The organism is Sinorhizobium sp. FG01 (genome assembly GCF_002531875.1).
Classification (GTDB): Bacteria; Pseudomonadota; Alphaproteobacteria; order Rhizobiales; family Rhizobiaceae; genus Sinorhizobium; species Sinorhizobium fredii_C.
This window is the reverse complement of sequence record NZ_NWTB01000002.1, coordinates 472,625-488,442: the sequence shown is the minus strand read 5'-3', so window position 1 is coordinate 488,442 and position 15,818 is coordinate 472,625. Positions and strand designations below refer to the sequence as shown.

Annotated in this window: 15 protein-coding genes; 7 read left to right on the top strand and 8 right to left on the bottom strand. The window is 62.4% G+C overall.

What is annotated here, in order from left to right:
• The first annotated feature begins 176 nt into the window (after positions 1-176).
• Positions 177-374 carry a hypothetical protein gene (locus CO656_RS02260; RefSeq protein WP_097524651.1) on the top strand — a complete coding sequence of 66 codons (198 nt, stop codon included), beginning with the start codon at positions 177-179 and terminating at the stop codon, positions 372-374.
• Between the two features lie 50 nt (positions 375-424).
• Here the strand turns inward: CO656_RS02260 and CO656_RS02255 are convergent, their stop codons facing one another.
• Entirely contained in the window at positions 425-2,326 is a 1,902-nt protein-coding gene (locus CO656_RS02255; protein WP_097524650.1) for a potassium transporter Kup, read from the bottom strand.
• 222 nt (positions 2,327-2,548) lie between these two features.
• Positions 2,549-3,469, bottom strand: coding sequence for a GGDEF domain-containing protein (locus CO656_RS02250; protein ID WP_097524649.1), 921 nt, complete (start codon positions 3,467-3,469; stop codon positions 2,549-2,551).
• 265 nt (positions 3,470-3,734) lie between these two features.
• Between CO656_RS02250 and CO656_RS02245 the strand changes: the two genes are divergently transcribed.
• Positions 3,735-3,944, top strand: a complete 210-nt coding sequence (locus tag CO656_RS02245; RefSeq protein ID WP_037417303.1) for a hypothetical protein — start codon at positions 3,735-3,737, stop codon at positions 3,942-3,944.
• A gap of 30 nt (positions 3,945-3,974) precedes the next feature.
• On the opposite strand, the gene CO656_RS02240 is transcribed toward CO656_RS02245, so the two are convergent.
• Positions 3,975-4,220 (bottom strand): hypothetical protein, encoded by a 246-nt coding sequence (locus CO656_RS02240; protein WP_037417300.1) that lies wholly within the window; start codon positions 4,218-4,220, stop codon positions 3,975-3,977.
• A gap of 146 nt (positions 4,221-4,366) precedes the next feature.
• Here CO656_RS02240 and CO656_RS02235 point away from each other — a divergent pair, with 146 nt between their 5' ends.
• Positions 4,367-5,278, top strand: coding sequence for a hypothetical protein (locus tag CO656_RS02235; RefSeq protein ID WP_179864680.1), 912 nt, complete (start codon positions 4,367-4,369; stop codon positions 5,276-5,278).
• 162 nt (positions 5,279-5,440) lie between these two features.
• Positions 5,441-7,507 (top strand): ATP-dependent helicase, encoded by a 2,067-nt coding sequence (locus CO656_RS02230; protein WP_097524648.1) that lies wholly within the window; start codon positions 5,441-5,443, stop codon positions 7,505-7,507.
• Between the two features lie 45 nt (positions 7,508-7,552).
• Here the strand turns inward: CO656_RS02230 and CO656_RS02225 are convergent, their stop codons facing one another.
• The 5 genes from CO656_RS02225 to CO656_RS02205 all read right to left on the bottom strand — a co-directional run bounded on the left by CO656_RS02225 (position 7,553) and on the right by CO656_RS02205 (position 12,103).
• Positions 7,553-8,176, bottom strand: coding sequence for an alpha/beta hydrolase (locus CO656_RS02225; protein ID WP_097524647.1), 624 nt, complete (start codon positions 8,174-8,176; stop codon positions 7,553-7,555).
• A gap of 178 nt (positions 8,177-8,354) precedes the next feature.
• Positions 8,355-9,029 (bottom strand): HAD family hydrolase, encoded by a 675-nt coding sequence (locus tag CO656_RS02220; protein WP_097524646.1) that lies wholly within the window; start codon positions 9,027-9,029, stop codon positions 8,355-8,357.
• A gap of 89 nt (positions 9,030-9,118) precedes the next feature.
• Positions 9,119-9,778, bottom strand: coding sequence for a metallophosphoesterase family protein (locus tag CO656_RS02215; protein ID WP_097524645.1), 660 nt, complete (start codon positions 9,776-9,778; stop codon positions 9,119-9,121).
• Positions 9,779-9,986: 208 nt separating this feature from the next.
• Positions 9,987-10,367: a hypothetical protein gene (locus CO656_RS02210; RefSeq protein ID WP_037417291.1), complete on the bottom strand. Its 381-nt coding sequence runs from the start codon at positions 10,365-10,367 to the stop codon at positions 9,987-9,989.
• A 29-nt stretch (positions 10,368-10,396) separates the two neighbouring features.
• The gene (locus CO656_RS02205; RefSeq protein WP_097524644.1) at positions 10,397-12,103 is read right to left on the bottom strand and encodes a phosphoethanolamine--lipid A transferase; all 1,707 of its coding nucleotides are present in this window, start codon (positions 12,101-12,103) and stop codon (positions 10,397-10,399) included.
• 249 nt (positions 12,104-12,352) lie between these two features.
• Here CO656_RS02205 and CO656_RS02200 point away from each other — a divergent pair, with 249 nt between their 5' ends.
• The 3 genes from CO656_RS02200 (at position 12,353) to CO656_RS02190 (ending at position 15,711) form a co-directional block, all read left to right on the top strand.
• Complete coding sequence (locus CO656_RS02200; RefSeq protein WP_037417285.1) at positions 12,353-13,027, top strand: response regulator transcription factor; 675 nt, start codon at positions 12,353-12,355, stop codon at positions 13,025-13,027.
• Positions 13,024-14,376, top strand: coding sequence for a HAMP domain-containing sensor histidine kinase (locus CO656_RS02195; RefSeq protein WP_037417282.1), 1,353 nt, complete (start codon positions 13,024-13,026; stop codon positions 14,374-14,376). The genes CO656_RS02200 and CO656_RS02195 overlap by 4 nt, the downstream gene beginning before the upstream one ends.
• Positions 14,377-14,538: 162 nt before the next feature.
• Positions 14,539-15,711 carry an HPP family protein gene (locus CO656_RS02190; RefSeq protein ID WP_097524643.1) on the top strand — a complete coding sequence of 391 codons (1,173 nt, stop codon included), beginning with the start codon at positions 14,539-14,541 and terminating at the stop codon, positions 15,709-15,711.
• The last annotated feature ends 107 nt before the right edge of the window (positions 15,712-15,818 follow it).

The window sequence follows — 15,818 nt, the reverse complement described above, 5'->3', positions numbered from 1 at the left end:
TAGATCGATGCTCCCTCGCCCATTCGGGTCATGGTCTAATTCTTGACTGCAGACCTCGTTGTGCGAGCCTTGAGACGGAGGTCGCCGAGCGGCAAAACGCTCTTATGTAAATCCAATGAATTCCATCCCCACCCAACCGTCACATTTCATACTTTCCCATTCAATGGGAGGTTCCCATGTTCAGCAGGAAGGAATGGCACGCTCACGAAACCGAGACTTCACCGGCTTTTGCCGTTGGCGTCTTGCTCTTGTCGATCGGCCTCATCGTCGCTTACCTCGTGCTGGCGACCGGCGTCGCAGACGATAGGCGATCCGGAGCCAAGGTCTACGCACCGCTGACCCAAGAGAGGCTGAGCGCGCCCGGGAGGTTATGACAGTTTCTTGCGAACGGCTCCGCAAGGTCTCGGCGCTGAGCGCCTTTTCGCTAAATGATCACTTGTTCCCCCAACTCGACGACGCGGTTGGCGGGCAGATGGAAGTAGTCGGTCGGGTCAATTGCCGAGTCAGCCATCGCTATGAACAGCCTGTCCTGCCATCTCGGCATACCCGAAGCGGGGTCCGGAACGAGCTTGCGCCGGCCGAGATAGAAGGACGTCGACATGATCTCGAATTTGAAACCTTCCTTGCGGCAGCGCGCCAGCGCCCGTGAGACATTCTGGTCATCCATGAAGCCGAACCTCAGCTCGAGCTTGCTGAACCGGTCGGAGAGCTTCGTCAGCGTGTAGCGATCCTTCTCCGCGACATAGGGCACCCTTGCCGTTTTGATGGTCAGGATGACGTTGTGCTCGTGAAGCACATGATTGTGCTTGATGTTGTGCAGGAGGACGGACGGCGTGGTCTCGGGCGTGGCGGTCAGGAAGAGCGCCGTTCCCGGCACTTCGACCGGAGCGTGCTCGGATTTTCGTTCGACGGCAGCGATGAACTGGTCGAGCGGCACTTCCAGACGCGCAGTCTTCTCGCGCAGAAGCTGCACGCCTCGCCGCCAGGTCCACATGATCGTGATCAACGTTCCGGCGAAAAGGATGGGTACGAAGCCGCCATGGTGAATCTTGAAGAGGTTGGCGCCGAGAAAGACCATTTCCAGCAGGAACAAGGGGAGTAGGACTGCAATGGCAGTCAGCACAGCCCAGCCCCACTGCCGGCGAACGAACTCGAACGCGAGAATCGTGTCGATCAGCATGGCACCGGTGATCGAGACGCCATAGGCGGGCGCGAGGGATTCGGAACTGCCGAACACAAACAAAAGGACGAGCACCCCGATGAGGAGCGCCGTGTTGACCAAGGGCAGGTAGATCTGGCCAGTATGGGTTTCCGAGGTGTAGCAGATCTCGAAGCGAGGCAGGAAGCCGAGGTGGATGGCTTGCCGCACGAGCGAGAACGCGCCGGTGATTACCGACTGGCTGGCAATGATGGTCGCGAGCGTCGCAAGGAGCACCACCGGCAACAGGGCCCAGCTCGGAAACATCAGGAAAAACGGGTCGGAGATCGCCTCCGGATGCGACAGGATCAGCGCGCCTTGTCCGAGATAGTTCAAGGTCAGCGCCGGGAATACGACCGCAATCCAGGCCGCCTGGATCGGGGCGCGGCCGAAATGCCCCAGATCGGCGTAGAGAGCTTCCGCTCCCGTGACCGTCAGAAACACGGCCCCAAGAACGATGAAGCCAACGAGGCCGGCATTCCATAGGAAAACGACGGCGTGCACGGGATTGAAGGCTCCGAGGATCGCCAGATCGTCGCCGATATGGGCCACGCCCGCCGCGCCGAGGACGATAAACCAGATGAGCGTGATCGGCCCGAAGAAGATCGAGACGGCGCCGGTGCCACGCGACTGAACGGCAAACAACAACACCATGATCCCGACCGAGATCGGCAGCACATAGTCGTGCAAAGCCGGCGTCACGAGCTTCAGCCCCTCCACGGCGGAGAGCACCGAGAGCGCCGGTGTGATCATTGCGTCGCCGATGAAGAGCGACGCACCGAAAATGCCGGTGAAGAACATCAGTACCGGATACCTGGTGCCCTTCTTCATCAGCAGGGCAAGCAGGGCCAAGGTGCCGCCCTCGCCATTGTTGTCGGCGCGAAGCAGCAGGATCACGTATTTAATTGTCACGATGATCGTCAGCGTCCAGATGACCAGCGAGATGAGGCCGATGATCTCTGCCCGCTCGACACCGCCCGCCGCAAAGGGCCGCAATGCCTCACGAAACGCATAGAGGGGGCTGGTGCCGATGTCGCCATAGACCACTCCCACGGATCCGAGCATCAGGGCGAGAAACTGGCGCAGGCCACGGCCCTGTGCCGGTGCATGGTCGACGGAGGCGGTCATGGGTTCTCCACGTCAGAAAATCCCCGAAGTGACGGACGCGCATGATGCTGGGCCAAAAATGGAGGCAGGGCGCCAACTTCTCTGCAACGCGCGGAAATCGGAGAAGTTTCTATCTTCGTACAGGACTGTACCGCCGACTTCCATGACCCAGAAAGGGAATCCAGCAGAAATCCGCTCTGGCAGAAGCTTGACCTCTGGCCGTCCGGGGGCTGGTCGCCTGATCTATCCGGCAACCGCCGGTCGGTCGGAATCGGTTTCATCCACGTGAATGCGGTCCCGGCCGGCGAGCTTGGCCATGTAGAGGGCCCGGTCCGCACGGGCATAGAGGCTGATCGCAGTGTCGCCCGGCTGAGCACCCGCGATGCCGGCCGAAAACGTGTATCCGAAATCGGGCCGCTCCTGAAGCGGACGGGACTTGCGCACGGAGGCGAGCATTCTTTCGAGAATCAATTTAGCCTGCTCGACGGGCGTGGCCGGTAGGGTAAGCACGAATTCCTCGCCGCCGACCCTCCCGAAGCAGTCGGTGCGCCGCACCAGGCGGTGAATGCGCGTCGCGAAATCCCTCAGGATTGCATCACCGGTCTGATGGCCGAACTGGTCGTTGATGCTCTTGAAACGGTCGATGTCCAGCACGCAGAGGCAGCCTGGCGAGCTCTGCTGCAGCATGTCCTCGATTCTCGCCGTCACGAAACGGCGGTTGGCGACGCCGGTTAGTTCGTCGGTATAGGAGGCCTTGATGGCCAGATCACGATCCTGTCGCACCGTGCGCGCCTTCACCCTGAGACCGGTCACATCGGTGGCCACGCAAAGCATCCAGCCATCCTTCTCGACGGTTTCGGTCATCCAAAGCCAGCGCCCGTCGAACAGATCGGTTTCAAAAGACCTGAAGCCGACCTTGCCGCGGCGCGACTGGGTCGATCGCAGCCATTTTTCGAAATCTCCCGCGCGAATGACGGTTCCGCGTTGGGCATGAAAGTTCCGCCGCATCAAGTCCGGCCATAGCGGCGTCTCATCCGGTGCGACGAAATAGGCTGACCGGAATGCCTCGTTGGCGTAGCGCAGCCTGTCGAACTCGTCATAGGCGGCGACGAGAACCGGAGAGGTCTCGAAGAGTTCAAAGAGTCGACTGGTATCCTTCGCCATATGTCGACGTTAGACGGTCTTCGTTAAAGGAAGCAATAAGCCAGCGGTGCGAATGCAAGCGCTTGGCAATTGGCCGCCGCTCCGTCGTGGCCGACATTCCTCTCCGGCAACGGTCCCAAAGGGCAAACCAGCACTTGCACAGAGATTCGGGGCCGCTACCTGCAGTGACTCGTCATCGTCCCAATCAGGCATACACTGAACGTTTCCGGCACACGCTCGGGCGCCACGGATGTGCGAATCCGCCCCCGTCGAGAGGAGATGAACCATGGTGCCATCTCGCGACCGGTGCAGCACTTTCGGCCCCACAGAGGTGGATCTGCTGCACAGCATTTTCGAACAGATCCTGGAGGAAAAGGGTGTGGAGAGCAGCGGCGAGAGAGCGAATGAAATCGCCGCACGGTTGATTCGCATTTATCAGTCCGGCGTGCGCGACGTCGCAATGCTGAAAAAACTGTCCGTGCGTCCGCGGGAGTGATCCCACGACGCGAGGTCGGGCCGCCTGCCATCAGTGCAACGTCTTGTTTCCTGGGAAGGGAACGGGAGTGGCTTCGGCCATTTTCGCGGCCATTCGCATCGCGATCACATAGTCTTCGGTGAGCTCCATCAGCGCGAGCGCGATCTCCTGCCACGTCCAGCCGGCGCTTTCGGCCAGACTCGTGAAAATCTGAAAATCCTCTTCCAGCGCGCGCTCGCACTCGACCCGGCGGTCCGGGGGCTGGGGCTGGGTGATCGTGTCGGTGACCTTAGGCATCGTTCCTCCTAGTGAAGAGGGAAACTCGCAGACGAGGAGACCGGTTCCATCGCGCCGTTCCGAAAAGCATCTGGCTGCGGGAGGCTCGATAGAGACGAAGAAAGCGACCGCGCGCAGCGTTACTCCTGAAGGGCGTGGAGGCGGTCATGGTTCCGCACAATCAGTGGAAGCGCGACGTTGAGGCTCGGCAAGGTGAGTTCGCGTCCTTTCCCTATGATCGAGCGACCGTCGAGCGATTTCGCGAGGAGTTCCCACGGTCCCGGTGGAACGACGAACGCAAGAGCTGGTTCGTGCCGGGAACGACGGCCGCCGGTCGTATCGAGCGGTGGCTGGCACGGGAAGCAGAGCGCGCCGACATCCATGGTGACGCCAAAGGCCGCGACGCCTATGATTTCGAGCCCATCGTCAGCCCATATCTAGAGGTCCGCGACGACCTGCGCATCCGAACGCCCTATTCCAGATCGGTGATCGAATTGCTGCGCGGAATTCCCTGGGCGCATTGGGACGAGGATGGGCGGGTCTGGCGCGTACCCTTCCGGTCCTACGAGGAACTGCAGCGACACTGGCCACGGATCGAGGAGGCCGCTCGACGAAGCGAACCGGAGGAAAGAAAGCGCCGCCGAGATGCGGAAAAAGATTCCGAGGCAGAGAGAGCGGCGAGAGCGCGGGCCGCGGAAAGGCGTCGCCGCCGCTATCCCCTCCCCGCTGACGATCCGCCGCCCTTGGGCCGCCCGGTTGCGACCGTTCAGTATGGGAGCGTCGTCTTTGTGGATCTCTCCGGCGAAGTCGCCGAGCCGGCGCCGCTGGCGCAATACTATCCGCAAGCGGATCACACCGCTGACCACGTCTGGGGGAGATGGCGCCCACCGACCCTTGCCGAACTCGTCGCGACATGGCCGGCCCGCCGAGAGCCCGGGCCTGAGGCGTTTTCCAGGGGATGGTGGCAGCCGACACTCTCCGAGTTGAGGATCGCCCGCAGAAAAGCCCGATCCATGGCGCGGCGCCAGCAGGCGCGAAAGCCGGTGGGTGCCGACGCGCAGCGAACGCGAGTCGAATAGCGAAGCGACCATCCGTTCAGGCCGAAATTGATCATCCAGACCGCTGGCGGCTTTGCGGCATGTCGAACTGCGGCTATGTTCCTTTTCCGTTCACGCGCGATTCGCGGCAATCCCGCCGCCTTCACAGGACGCGCCTGTTCAACTGGAGGCGGGACGAGCCGGATGAGCGTCGCATATCTGGAAAAGCTGAACGAGCGCCAGCGCAGTGCCGTCTCACACGGTGTCGGACCGGACGCCCATATCGGTGGTCCGCTTCTCATCATCGCCGGCGCCGGCTCCGGCAAGACCAACACGCTTGCCCACCGGGTGGCGCATCTGATCGTCAACGGTGCGGACCCCCGACGTATCCTGCTGATGACCTTCTCGCGCCGGGCGGCCGCCGAGATGGGCCGAAGGGTCGAACGCATCTGCGGCCAGGTGCTCGGCGGCAAGGCCGGGACGATCTCCGACGCGCTTGCCTGGGCGGGAACCTTTCACGGCATCGGCGCGCGGCTCCTGCGCGACCATGCGGGGGAAATCGGTATCGATCCGGATTTCACCATCCACGACCGGGAAGACAGCGCCGATCTCATGAACATCGTGCGGCACGAACTTGGTTTGTCGAAAAGCGAGAACCGTTTCCCCACCAAGGCGACCTGTCTTGCCATCTATTCGCGCACCGTCAATGCGGAACAGCCGCTCGACGAGGTCCTGCGCGATAATTTTCCCTGGTGTTCTGCCTGGGAAAAGCAACTGCGCGAACTTTTCGGCGCCTATGTCGAAGCCAAGCAGGCGCAGAACGTCCTCGATTACGACGACCTGCTGCTCTACTGGGCGCAGATGATGGGCGACGCCGTCCTCGCCGAGGACGTCGGCGGCCGGTTCGACCACGTGCTTGTTGACGAATATCAGGATACCAACCGGCTGCAGGCTTCGATCCTCCTTGCGTTGAAGCCGAATGGTCGGGGCCTCACCGTGGTGGGCGACGACGCCCAGTCGATCTACGCGTTCCGCGCCGCGACGGTGCGCAACATTCTGGATTTTCCGGCAAGCTTCACGCCGGCGGCGGAAATCATCACGCTCGATCGGAACTATCGCTCGACACAGCCAATCCTCGCTGCCGCGAACGGCGTCATCGAGCTGGCCCGCGAACGCTTCACCAAGAACCTCTGGACCGAGCGGGAATCGGCCGAGCGGCCGCGGCTCGTGACCGTGCGCGACGAGGCCGATCAGGCCAACTACGTCGTCGAACTGGTTCTGGAGAACCGCGAAGGCGGAATGCTGCTGAAGCAGCAGGCGGTGCTCTTCCGCACTTCGCACCACAGCGGTGCCCTCGAGGTGGAACTGACCCGCCGCAACATCCCCTTCGTAAAGTTCGGCGGGCTCAAATTCCTGGACAGCGCGCATGTGAAGGACATGCTGGCGGCGCTACGCTTTGCGCATAATCCGCGCGACCGGGTCGCGGGTTTTCGGCTGATGCAATTGCTGCCCGGAGTCGGTCCGCAGACGGCGGGGCGCGTCCTCGAGGCGATCGCCGCCGATCCGGAACCGTTGGCGGCGCTTGCGGAGATCCCTGCCCCGCCGCGCTCCGGCGATGCCTGGACGGCCTTCGCCGGCATGCTGCAGAGCTTGCGATCCGGCCGGACCGGATGGCCGGGGGAAATCGGCACGGCCCGCGCCTGGTACGAACCGCATCTGGAGCGGATCCATGAGGACGCCGAGGTGCGCAGGGCCGACCTTTTGCAGCTCGAGCAGATCGCCAGCGGCTATCCGTCGCGCGAGCGCTTTCTGACCGAGCTCACCCTCGATCCGCCGGACGCCACCAGCGACCATGCGGGCGTGCCGCTGCTCGACGAGGACTATCTCATCCTCTCGACCATCCACTCGGCCAAGGGGCAGGAATGGAAATCGGTTTTCGTGCTGAATTGCGTCGACGGCTGCATTCCGTCCGATCTCGGTGTCGGCAGCACGGCGGAGGTCGAGGAGGAGCGCCGTCTGCTTTACGTCGCCATGACGCGCGCCAAGGACAGCCTGCATCTGATCACCCCGCAGCGCTTTTTTACGCACGGTCAGCATGCCCAGGGCGACCGGCATGTCTACGCCTCGCGCAGCCGCTTCCTACCTGCAACGCTTCTGCAATTCTTCGAGTGCTCGGCCTGGCCCGTTGCCAAGCCGGCTGCGGCTGGCCAGCGTGATGCGCAGCAATTGCGCATCGATGTCCGGGCCCGCATGCGCGGTATGTGGCGTTAATGCATGTCGCCCAAAGTGTGCAGCGTGAATACGTTTGAACGCGCCTTAGGAAAATGATCGTTGCCGGCTCGCTGGAGCCGAACGCGCCAATTGACGGACGAGCATTGTCGGCGCAGTGATCGAGCGGTCGTCTTTAGCCATGCCGTTCAGAACCTGGAGCAGATCGTAGCCGGCCGGCCAGCGGCCGAAGCCGCTCGCGATGTTGATGTGGCCGGCATGGCCTAGATCGACGAGGCGGCCGCCCCATTCTTCACACAAAATCCGTAAGCGGTCGAAGCGCATATAGGGATCGTTAAGACTGCCGACGACGAGACTTGGAAAGCTAAGCCGCTGTCGCGGCATGCCCCCGAAGGCGATCGCCCCCGGATGCAGTCGCTCCGTCTCCTCGAGATCACAGGGGCCGACCAGAAGCGCGCTTCGGATTCGCTCGACAATCGGGCGTCCGGCCAAGGCCGCGACCAACAGGCAGCCCAGACTGTGGGCGACGATGTCGACCGACGGATGCCTGTCGATTTCTGTCTCCAGAGCACTTCGCCAAGCCGCAAGCGCCGGTCGGCTCCAGTCGCCCTGCTCGACGAGCGTGGCCCCTGGTTGATCGATGAGCCAGTGGCGCTGCCAGTGCCCCTCGCCCGATCCGAACAAACCCGGAACGATCAGCGTCTTCACCATACGTTCGCTCCCCGGAACACCGGTTGCTGCAAATGAATAGGTTCATGCGGAGATTGTGCCCGGCAGCAAGAGCGAAGGTAAGGAATGAAGGTCCATTCTCTACAAAGTTACTGGAAAAAATGCCGGATAAGCGAAGCGCGCCGACCGACCGGCATCGCCTCATCCTGCAGCGAGCAAATCAGCAATAGCGCCGGTGGAGCGAAAGCCAGCCGTCGCCGCCGATCCGGACCTCGATGTCGGCGTAGTGCTCCAAAGTCAGATGCGGCGTTCCCTCCGCTGCCGCGTGAGCACCGGTGATCACGGCCACCTGGGCGCCGGCGGAACTGCCCGCGAGTATCCCAGCCGGAGCATCTTCGAAGACCAAGCAGTCCTCGCCGCGAACACCGAGCCGGCTGGCGGCGAGAAGATAGCCCTGCGGATCGGGCTTGCCCGCCGTGACGTCCTCACCGGTGACCATGTGGCGCGGAACCGGAATGCAGGCCGCGGCAAGGCGGCGCCTGGCCAGCTCCAGCGGCGCCGACGTGACGATCGCCCAGCGCTCCGGCGGCAATGAATTAAGGAAGGCGACCGCCCCGGGTATCTCGACGATACCCTCCACATCGGCGATCTCCGCCAAGGCGAGCGCGTGCGCCTCGAGGTCGGGGTCGACGGCAAGCCCGAGCTTGCGGATCGTGTCCGACGCGCGCACGCCGTGCACCGATTTCATCAACTCATGGGGATCGAGCCCATTGCGGACCGCCCATGCCCCCCATACCCGTTCGACGACGGCCATGGAATTGAGCAAGGTGCCATCCATATCGAACAGCAGGGCAGCGAAGCTTTTTGGGAATATCGCGGTGGTCAGGGTATCCAAGCCGGCTCCTTGAAACGAGTGTCTCGCGCATCGCGCGATTGCACAACTATCCCTGGACGGGCCGGCGCACAACCTCCTTCTCGGCGCTCTCAGCGATGCCCGCCGGCAATAAGAAAATTGATCGGCCCGCCGGCGACGTCATCGTCGAAAACGGCGCAGGAAAGCACGCCGCCGAAGACGGCACCCGAATCGACATTGGTTCTGTTGCCGACAGTGCGGGGGTTGCCGCGGCTCGGCGTGTGCCCGTGGCAGACATGCTTGCCCCAGTAATGGCCGGAGTAGTTCGGATCGGTCCGCATCCAGAGCAGAATGTCGTCGCCCTGCTCCTCGAGCGGGATCGAATCATCTACGCCGGCATGGACGAAGATGCGATAGGGGTCGACAATGATCGACGGCAGTTCGGCCATCCAGACCAGATGGCTCAAGGGTATGGCGCCGCCGTAGGACTCCAGGGTCTCGCCGCCGCCGTTCATCAGCCACGAGCTCATCTCGGCGAGACCCTTGCGGGCCGAGAGCAGCATGTCTTCGTGGTTGCCCTTGAGCGTGAGCCATTGCCAACCGGCCTGGGTCGGTCCCGCCATGATCCGCTCGACGACGCCCCGGCTCTCCGGGCCCCGGTCGACGAGGTCGCCGAGAAAAATCACCCTCCCCTCCGGCGCGGCGGACTCGATTGCGCTCAGTAGGGTTTCGAGCTCATCGAGACAGCCGTGAATGTCACCGACAGCAAATGTCAGACGTCGGCCATTCATGAAGCGGTGCTCCTGTCCCCGTCGCTGCAGCGGCGCGCGTGTTGCACCTTGAATTGCTGCTACGAACACATGGTTCAGCGAACAGCTCTATCGCATTACAAAATTTAAAGGAATCGCTTTCGGCGAAAAATTGCGGAAACGCAATATGTTGGTTAATCAGGCGGCAGAAGAGCCGGAAGAAGGATGTCCGGCGCTTCCGTGGCACAGCTCAACGGCGCGGCGTGGCTCTCGGAATGGCTGAACTGGTGATGGACACCGGGTCGCTGGCAGGAAACGTGTCCTCGAGCCCCTCCTCCAACTGCTCTTCCATCGCATCCGCGTCATGTGCCTGGCGGGCATTCGCGAGCGCGCCTTCCGGGATCGATGGGGATCGCCGCGCGCCTGTTATGCCGAGCAACTCGCCATCCGCCTCCATGGCGGCTCCAAGGATTTCCTTCGCGCGCGCCACGGCGTTGAGCCTGTTCAGGGTGCCGGCCGCGTTCTGCGGGCACAGGACGGAAACGACTTCACCCGTCGCACCGACGAACTCGACGGTGAACCCCGCCTTGCCGCCGCGCTCGGGGAAGACCTGGATGCCAACGAACTGCATCGCTTTCTCCTCCATGCTAGCGCGGCAGTCTACCAGATTTGTCGAACTGCCGACAGCCGCCGTGGCGCAGCATTGTCAGCCGCATGGAAGCCCGGCGCCCCTTTCTCCCGCCCCGCCGGCCTGGTACAGGCCGCGAAGGCGTCGAGGGCGCGATTATAGACTCGCGTCTGCACGTCCATCATGCCCAGCACAGTATGGAACAGGTTGTCGTGCGACCGCGGCTCGTTGGTATCTCTGGCAAGGCAGCCCGTGTCGACGCCCATCAACGCCTGGTAGGGCTTCGAGAACCAGGCGATGAAGGGGACCTGAGTTTGTTCCTTCGGTGCGATCGCATAGGGAGCGCCGTGCAGGTAAATGCCATTCTCGCCAAGCGATTCCCCATGGTCCGACATGTAGATCATCGCGCCGGCGATGCGGTCCTGATGCTTCTCGATGAGCCCGGCGACGCTCGCCAGAACATGGTCGGTATAGAGGATCGTGTTGTCATAGGCGTTGACGATTTCCTCTGTCGTACAGCTCATCAGCTCCGGCGTGCGACAGTCCGGCGTGAAGCGGCGGAACGCTTCGGGATAGCGCAGGTAATAGGCCGGGCCGTGACTGCCGAGCTGATGCAGTACGATGACGCTGTTTTTCGTCGTCGCGGCAAGCTTCTTATCCAGGTCGCCGAGGAAGATTTCGTCGAGACATTCGCCATTGCTGCAAAGTGGGCTGTTCTTTTGGTGCGTCATGCTCGCAAAACTGACGAGGTCGGCGATGCCCTTGCTGCCGGTGTTGTTGTCCCACCAGGTGACCGAAACGCCCGCATGCGTCAGTACGTTGACGAGGTTTTCGGTCGAGCGAGCTTTCCAGTCGCTATACTCGATGCGCGGATAGATGGAAAACATGCAGGGCAGCGAGACGGCCGTCGCCGTGCCGCAACTCGTCGTGTCACGGTAGTTGACCACTCCGAGTGCCTCCAGTTCCGGATTTGTGTCGCGGTGATAGCCATTGAGAGAGAAGTTCATCGCCCGCGCAGTCTCGCCTGCGACCACCACCACGACGACAGGCTTGCCGGCTTTGGCGATGCGCGCGCCTTGTTTGGCGTCGACCGCGAGCGGCTGCACGACCAGATTGTGCTCGCGATAGCTGGAAAGCCCGTAGCGGATCGCCGACGTGATCGGTCCGGCCGGATTAAACCGGACCATCAGATCCCGATGCTCCCTGAGTGCATAGGCGATGCCGGCAAAGTTGGCGTAGATGAGCATGCCGCTCAGGAGAAGCGCTGGAGCAATGAAGAGGAAATTGATAGCCGCTTTTGAGAGCAGCGGCCGATGCTTGATCTCAACCCAGGCTATGAGAAGCGACGGCAAGAGCGCGTAGAGCGCAAGATGAAGCGCCAAACTGCCAGTCAACAGGTGGCTTGCCTCCGGCACGGTGGTGACGGCGGCGTTTCCTATCATTTCCTTGTCGATGACGATGCCGAACGTCTCGGTGAAGTGCGACGCAGCCGCCGATATGGCGATCAGCAGGACCAACAGCGGCTTCATCAGATATTTCATCGACAGCATGGTCAGGACTGAAAAGGTGGTCAGACCGAGTGCCACGCCGAACGATAGGACAGCGATCCACGCGTGACCGAAAGAGGTCACCGCATGGCTCCAGAAGGAATTGTTGGTGATGAGCAGCAGATAAAGCGTGGCCGCCGCACTCAAGGAGATGCTGCCGATCTCCGGCCGGCGAATTCTGAAGACAGCCAAAACATTGTTCTCCAGGATGGAAATTCTTTGCCCGTGGTTACGTCGCACCTTTTTCGAACCGGCGTCGTCCCTATTCTTGGACGCGACGAAGTTGCCGGCGTGTCACGACACCTCCGCCAGTACCGCGGGCAAACTGTCGAGGTCCTGTCGGGCACGATGCTCCCCGGGTTCTGCGACGTTGGCACGTGAGGGAAAACCCCCTATGGTCTGCGGCCGCCGATCCAAGAAGGCTTTAGATCAGGGAAACGCATGCGCCTGCTGCTTATCGAAGACAGTCCCCGCCTCATCGAACTTGTGGGCGAAACCATGCGCGATGCGGGCTGGCGGCTCGACGCCGTTTCGAGTGTCAGCGAAGCCGAGGCTGCCATTGTCGAACGGGAGCACGATCTTGTACTTCTCGACCTGGGCCTGCCGGATGGCGACGGCCTCGACCTTCTGAGATGGATACGGCAGGAGCACGCCGGCTTGCCGGTGCTGGTCATCACCGCCCGCGGCTCCGTCGACGAGCGGGTCCAGGGTCTCGATGCCGGGGCGGACGACTATTTGGTGAAGCCCTTCCACCATCGCGAATTGCTTTCCCGCTGCCGGGCCATGCTGAGGCGCAATCCGCACGCGATACAGCCGGTGCTCGAAGCCGGGGCGCTGCGCTTCGATCCAGCCACCGCAGAGCTCAGCTGCGATGGGACGATCATCGCCCTTCCCCCGCGCGAGCGCTCCCTGATCGAGATATTGATGCGTGAGGTCGGGCGCGTCGTTCCAAAGCGACGGCTCGAGACAGCCCTCTCCGAATATGGCCAGGAGCTTAGTTCCAACGCGCTGGAGCTCGCCGTCTCCCGCGTTCGGAAGCGATTGCAGCCCCTCGCCACCGGTATCCGGATCGAAACGGTGCGCGGCATCGGCTATCTCCTGCGGACCGCTGCATGAGGAAAGGCAATCCGTCGCTGATCGGCATTGTTGCCGGGCGCATCATCGCCTTTTCGCTGCTCGCCATGGTGCTTGAGATCGGCGTAGTTTTCGCGGATTACTGGTTTGACGACGAAAAGCTCAGCGTCCTGATGCTGCAGCAGGAAACGGAGATCCTGTCGCAAGGGATCACGACGGAGGGCGGGCTGCCGACATTCAGAGCCGATCGTGCGTTCCGTGAACGCTACGTCGAACTGGATGGGCGCGCAGGCGCGATCTATGTCCGGATTCGGACCGCTTCCGGCTCTATCCTCTTTTCCGATTGCACGACGGAATGCGCCGAGCATTTCCTGCCGTTGAGCATTAATGCGCCGCGCTTCTGGAAGCGGACAATCGAGGAGGGAAAGCCATTCAGCGTGGCGGGCGGCCAATCCTTCGAGCGGGGTGGCGAATCCGTGTTCGTCGAGCTGGCGATCCTGAAAGACCCGAACGGTTTCATGTATGGGGCCCTCCTGCGCGAGATGTTCGATTCAATGATCGTTCCGATGACGCTGATGTTTTGCCTCGTCATCGGCGCGACGATCTGGTCGATCCGAAGTGCGCTGAGGCCGGTGGCGATGGCGGTCAAGGCTGCGGATGCGATCGACCCGCGCGACAGCGGCGCCCGACTGCCGATAACCCGCATGCCGGAAGAGATCGAACGGCTGGTAAGCGCCGTCAACCGGCTGCTTGCCCGTGTCGCCGATCTCGTTGAATCGCAGAAGGTCTTCTCTTCCTCGATCGCCCATGAGATACGCACGCCGGTTTCGATCGCCAAGATGGAGTTGAGCCGGATCGACGATCCGCGGGCGCGCAATGCCGAGCGGGATCTCGACGCGCTGACGCATATTCTCGAGCAGCTGACGTCGCTGGCGCGGGCGGACGCAGTGGACCCTTCCGCCTATGAACAGGGCAATCTGTCCGAAATCGGAGCCGAGGTGGCGCAAGCCACGGCGCCGTTCGTCTTCGATCACGACAGGTCGATCGAGTTCGTCGACCGCGGGACGACGCCGGTAAGGATGATCCCCGCGCTCGTCGAGAACATGCTCAGGAACCTGATCGAGAACGCGGTAAAGCACAATCCGCCGGGTACCCGGATCGTTCTGACCTGCGGGCCCGGCCCACAGGTCTCCGTCGAGGATGACGGCAAGGGCATGGTCGATCTACCGGAACTGAACGAGGACCTCGGCTACGTCAAGCGCTCCGGCCAGCTCGGTCTCGGCCTGAAAATCGTCCATCGGATCGCCGAGTTGCACAAGGCGAAAATCTCATACGACACCGCTCCGAACCGGGGCACCAAGATCACGATCGACTTTGCCTCTGCGGCCTGAATTCGGCGCCGCTCCTTGTGCCGGGTATTTGTTGAGCATAGTGCATATTTTTTAATCCGGTGCGTTTTCTTGGATGCAGATTTCGTGCCCAATCCGCAGTCACATGCTATTGCGCTGTGCACTTCGTTCTCGTTCCACCGTCCGTGTCGCTGACGAATATCCATGTCCAAGGCCGCAGCCCTTCTTCGACGTTTCATGCCCTCGCTGGTACCGGTCAGCGGCTGGGAGCGCCTGCGCGCCTCCTGCGGCGCGCTCATCGGGGTCCTGTCGACAGGGTTCATCAGCACGGTTGCCGTCGGGGCCGACGCCAGCCTGCCGCTGCTCATCGCCCCGATGGGAGCCTCCGCGGTGCTGCTTTTCGCCGCGCCGTCGAGCCCGCTCGCCCAGCCCTGGTCGATCGTGGGCGGCAATGTCGTCTCGGCAACGGTCGGCGTCACCTGCGCCTTGCTCATCCCCAACCCGGTGGTGGCAGCAGCCATCGCCATCGCCTTGGCGATCGGCGCCATGCTGCTCCTCGGCTGCCTGCACCCGCCGAGCGGCGCCGTCGCCCTGACCGCGGTTCTCGGCGGCCCGGTGATCCGTGAGGCGGGCTACGCCTTCGTCTTTTCCCCGGTCGCCATTAACTCGCTGGTCATCCTGACGGCGGCGCTAATCTTCAACAATCTCACCGGCCGGCGCTATCCGCACCTTGCCCCTGCCCCGAACCCCCATCGGACCGAGGATCCGCTGCCAAGCCAGCGCCTCGGTGTCGTGCCGGACGACCTCCAGGCGGTGCTGGCGCAATATGGCGAGATCGTCGACATCAGTCCCGAGGAGCTCGACAGCTTCATTCACCAGGCGCAAATTCGTGCCTTCACCCGCCGGTCGGGCGAAATAACCTGTGGCGAGATCATGTCCCGCGACGTGCTGACCGTTGCGCCCGACACGCCGCTGCGGAAGGCATGGCGAATGCTCGTCGCACACCGAATTCAGGCCTTGCCGGTGGTGACCCAGAAAGACGGCATGGTCGGCATGATTACCCAAGCCGACTTCATGAAGCACACGACGCTGGCGGCGGACGGGCGGCTGCAGATCGGCCTTCGCGAGCGGATTGGCAATATCATTGGACTGCCGGCGAAATCGCCTCGGCTGGTTTCCGAAATCATGATGGCCCGAGTCCAATCGGCCCTGCCGGAAACAATGATCGCCAAGCTGGTGCCGCCCATGGCGGACATGGGTCTGCATCATATGCCGATCGTCGACGCTGACAACCGCGTCGTCGGTATCGTCACCCAGTCGGATCTTATCGCGGCGCTGTTCCAGGGGCGGCTTGACGCCGTGCAGCAGGTCGCCTGATTCGCGATAGTTCCTGATCCTCCTCATTTCCATTGCTGGCCGCGGCTGGCCGAGGCGCCAGCTGGGCCAAACGCTCCCCGGCAGCCATTGGATTTAATTCGATCGAT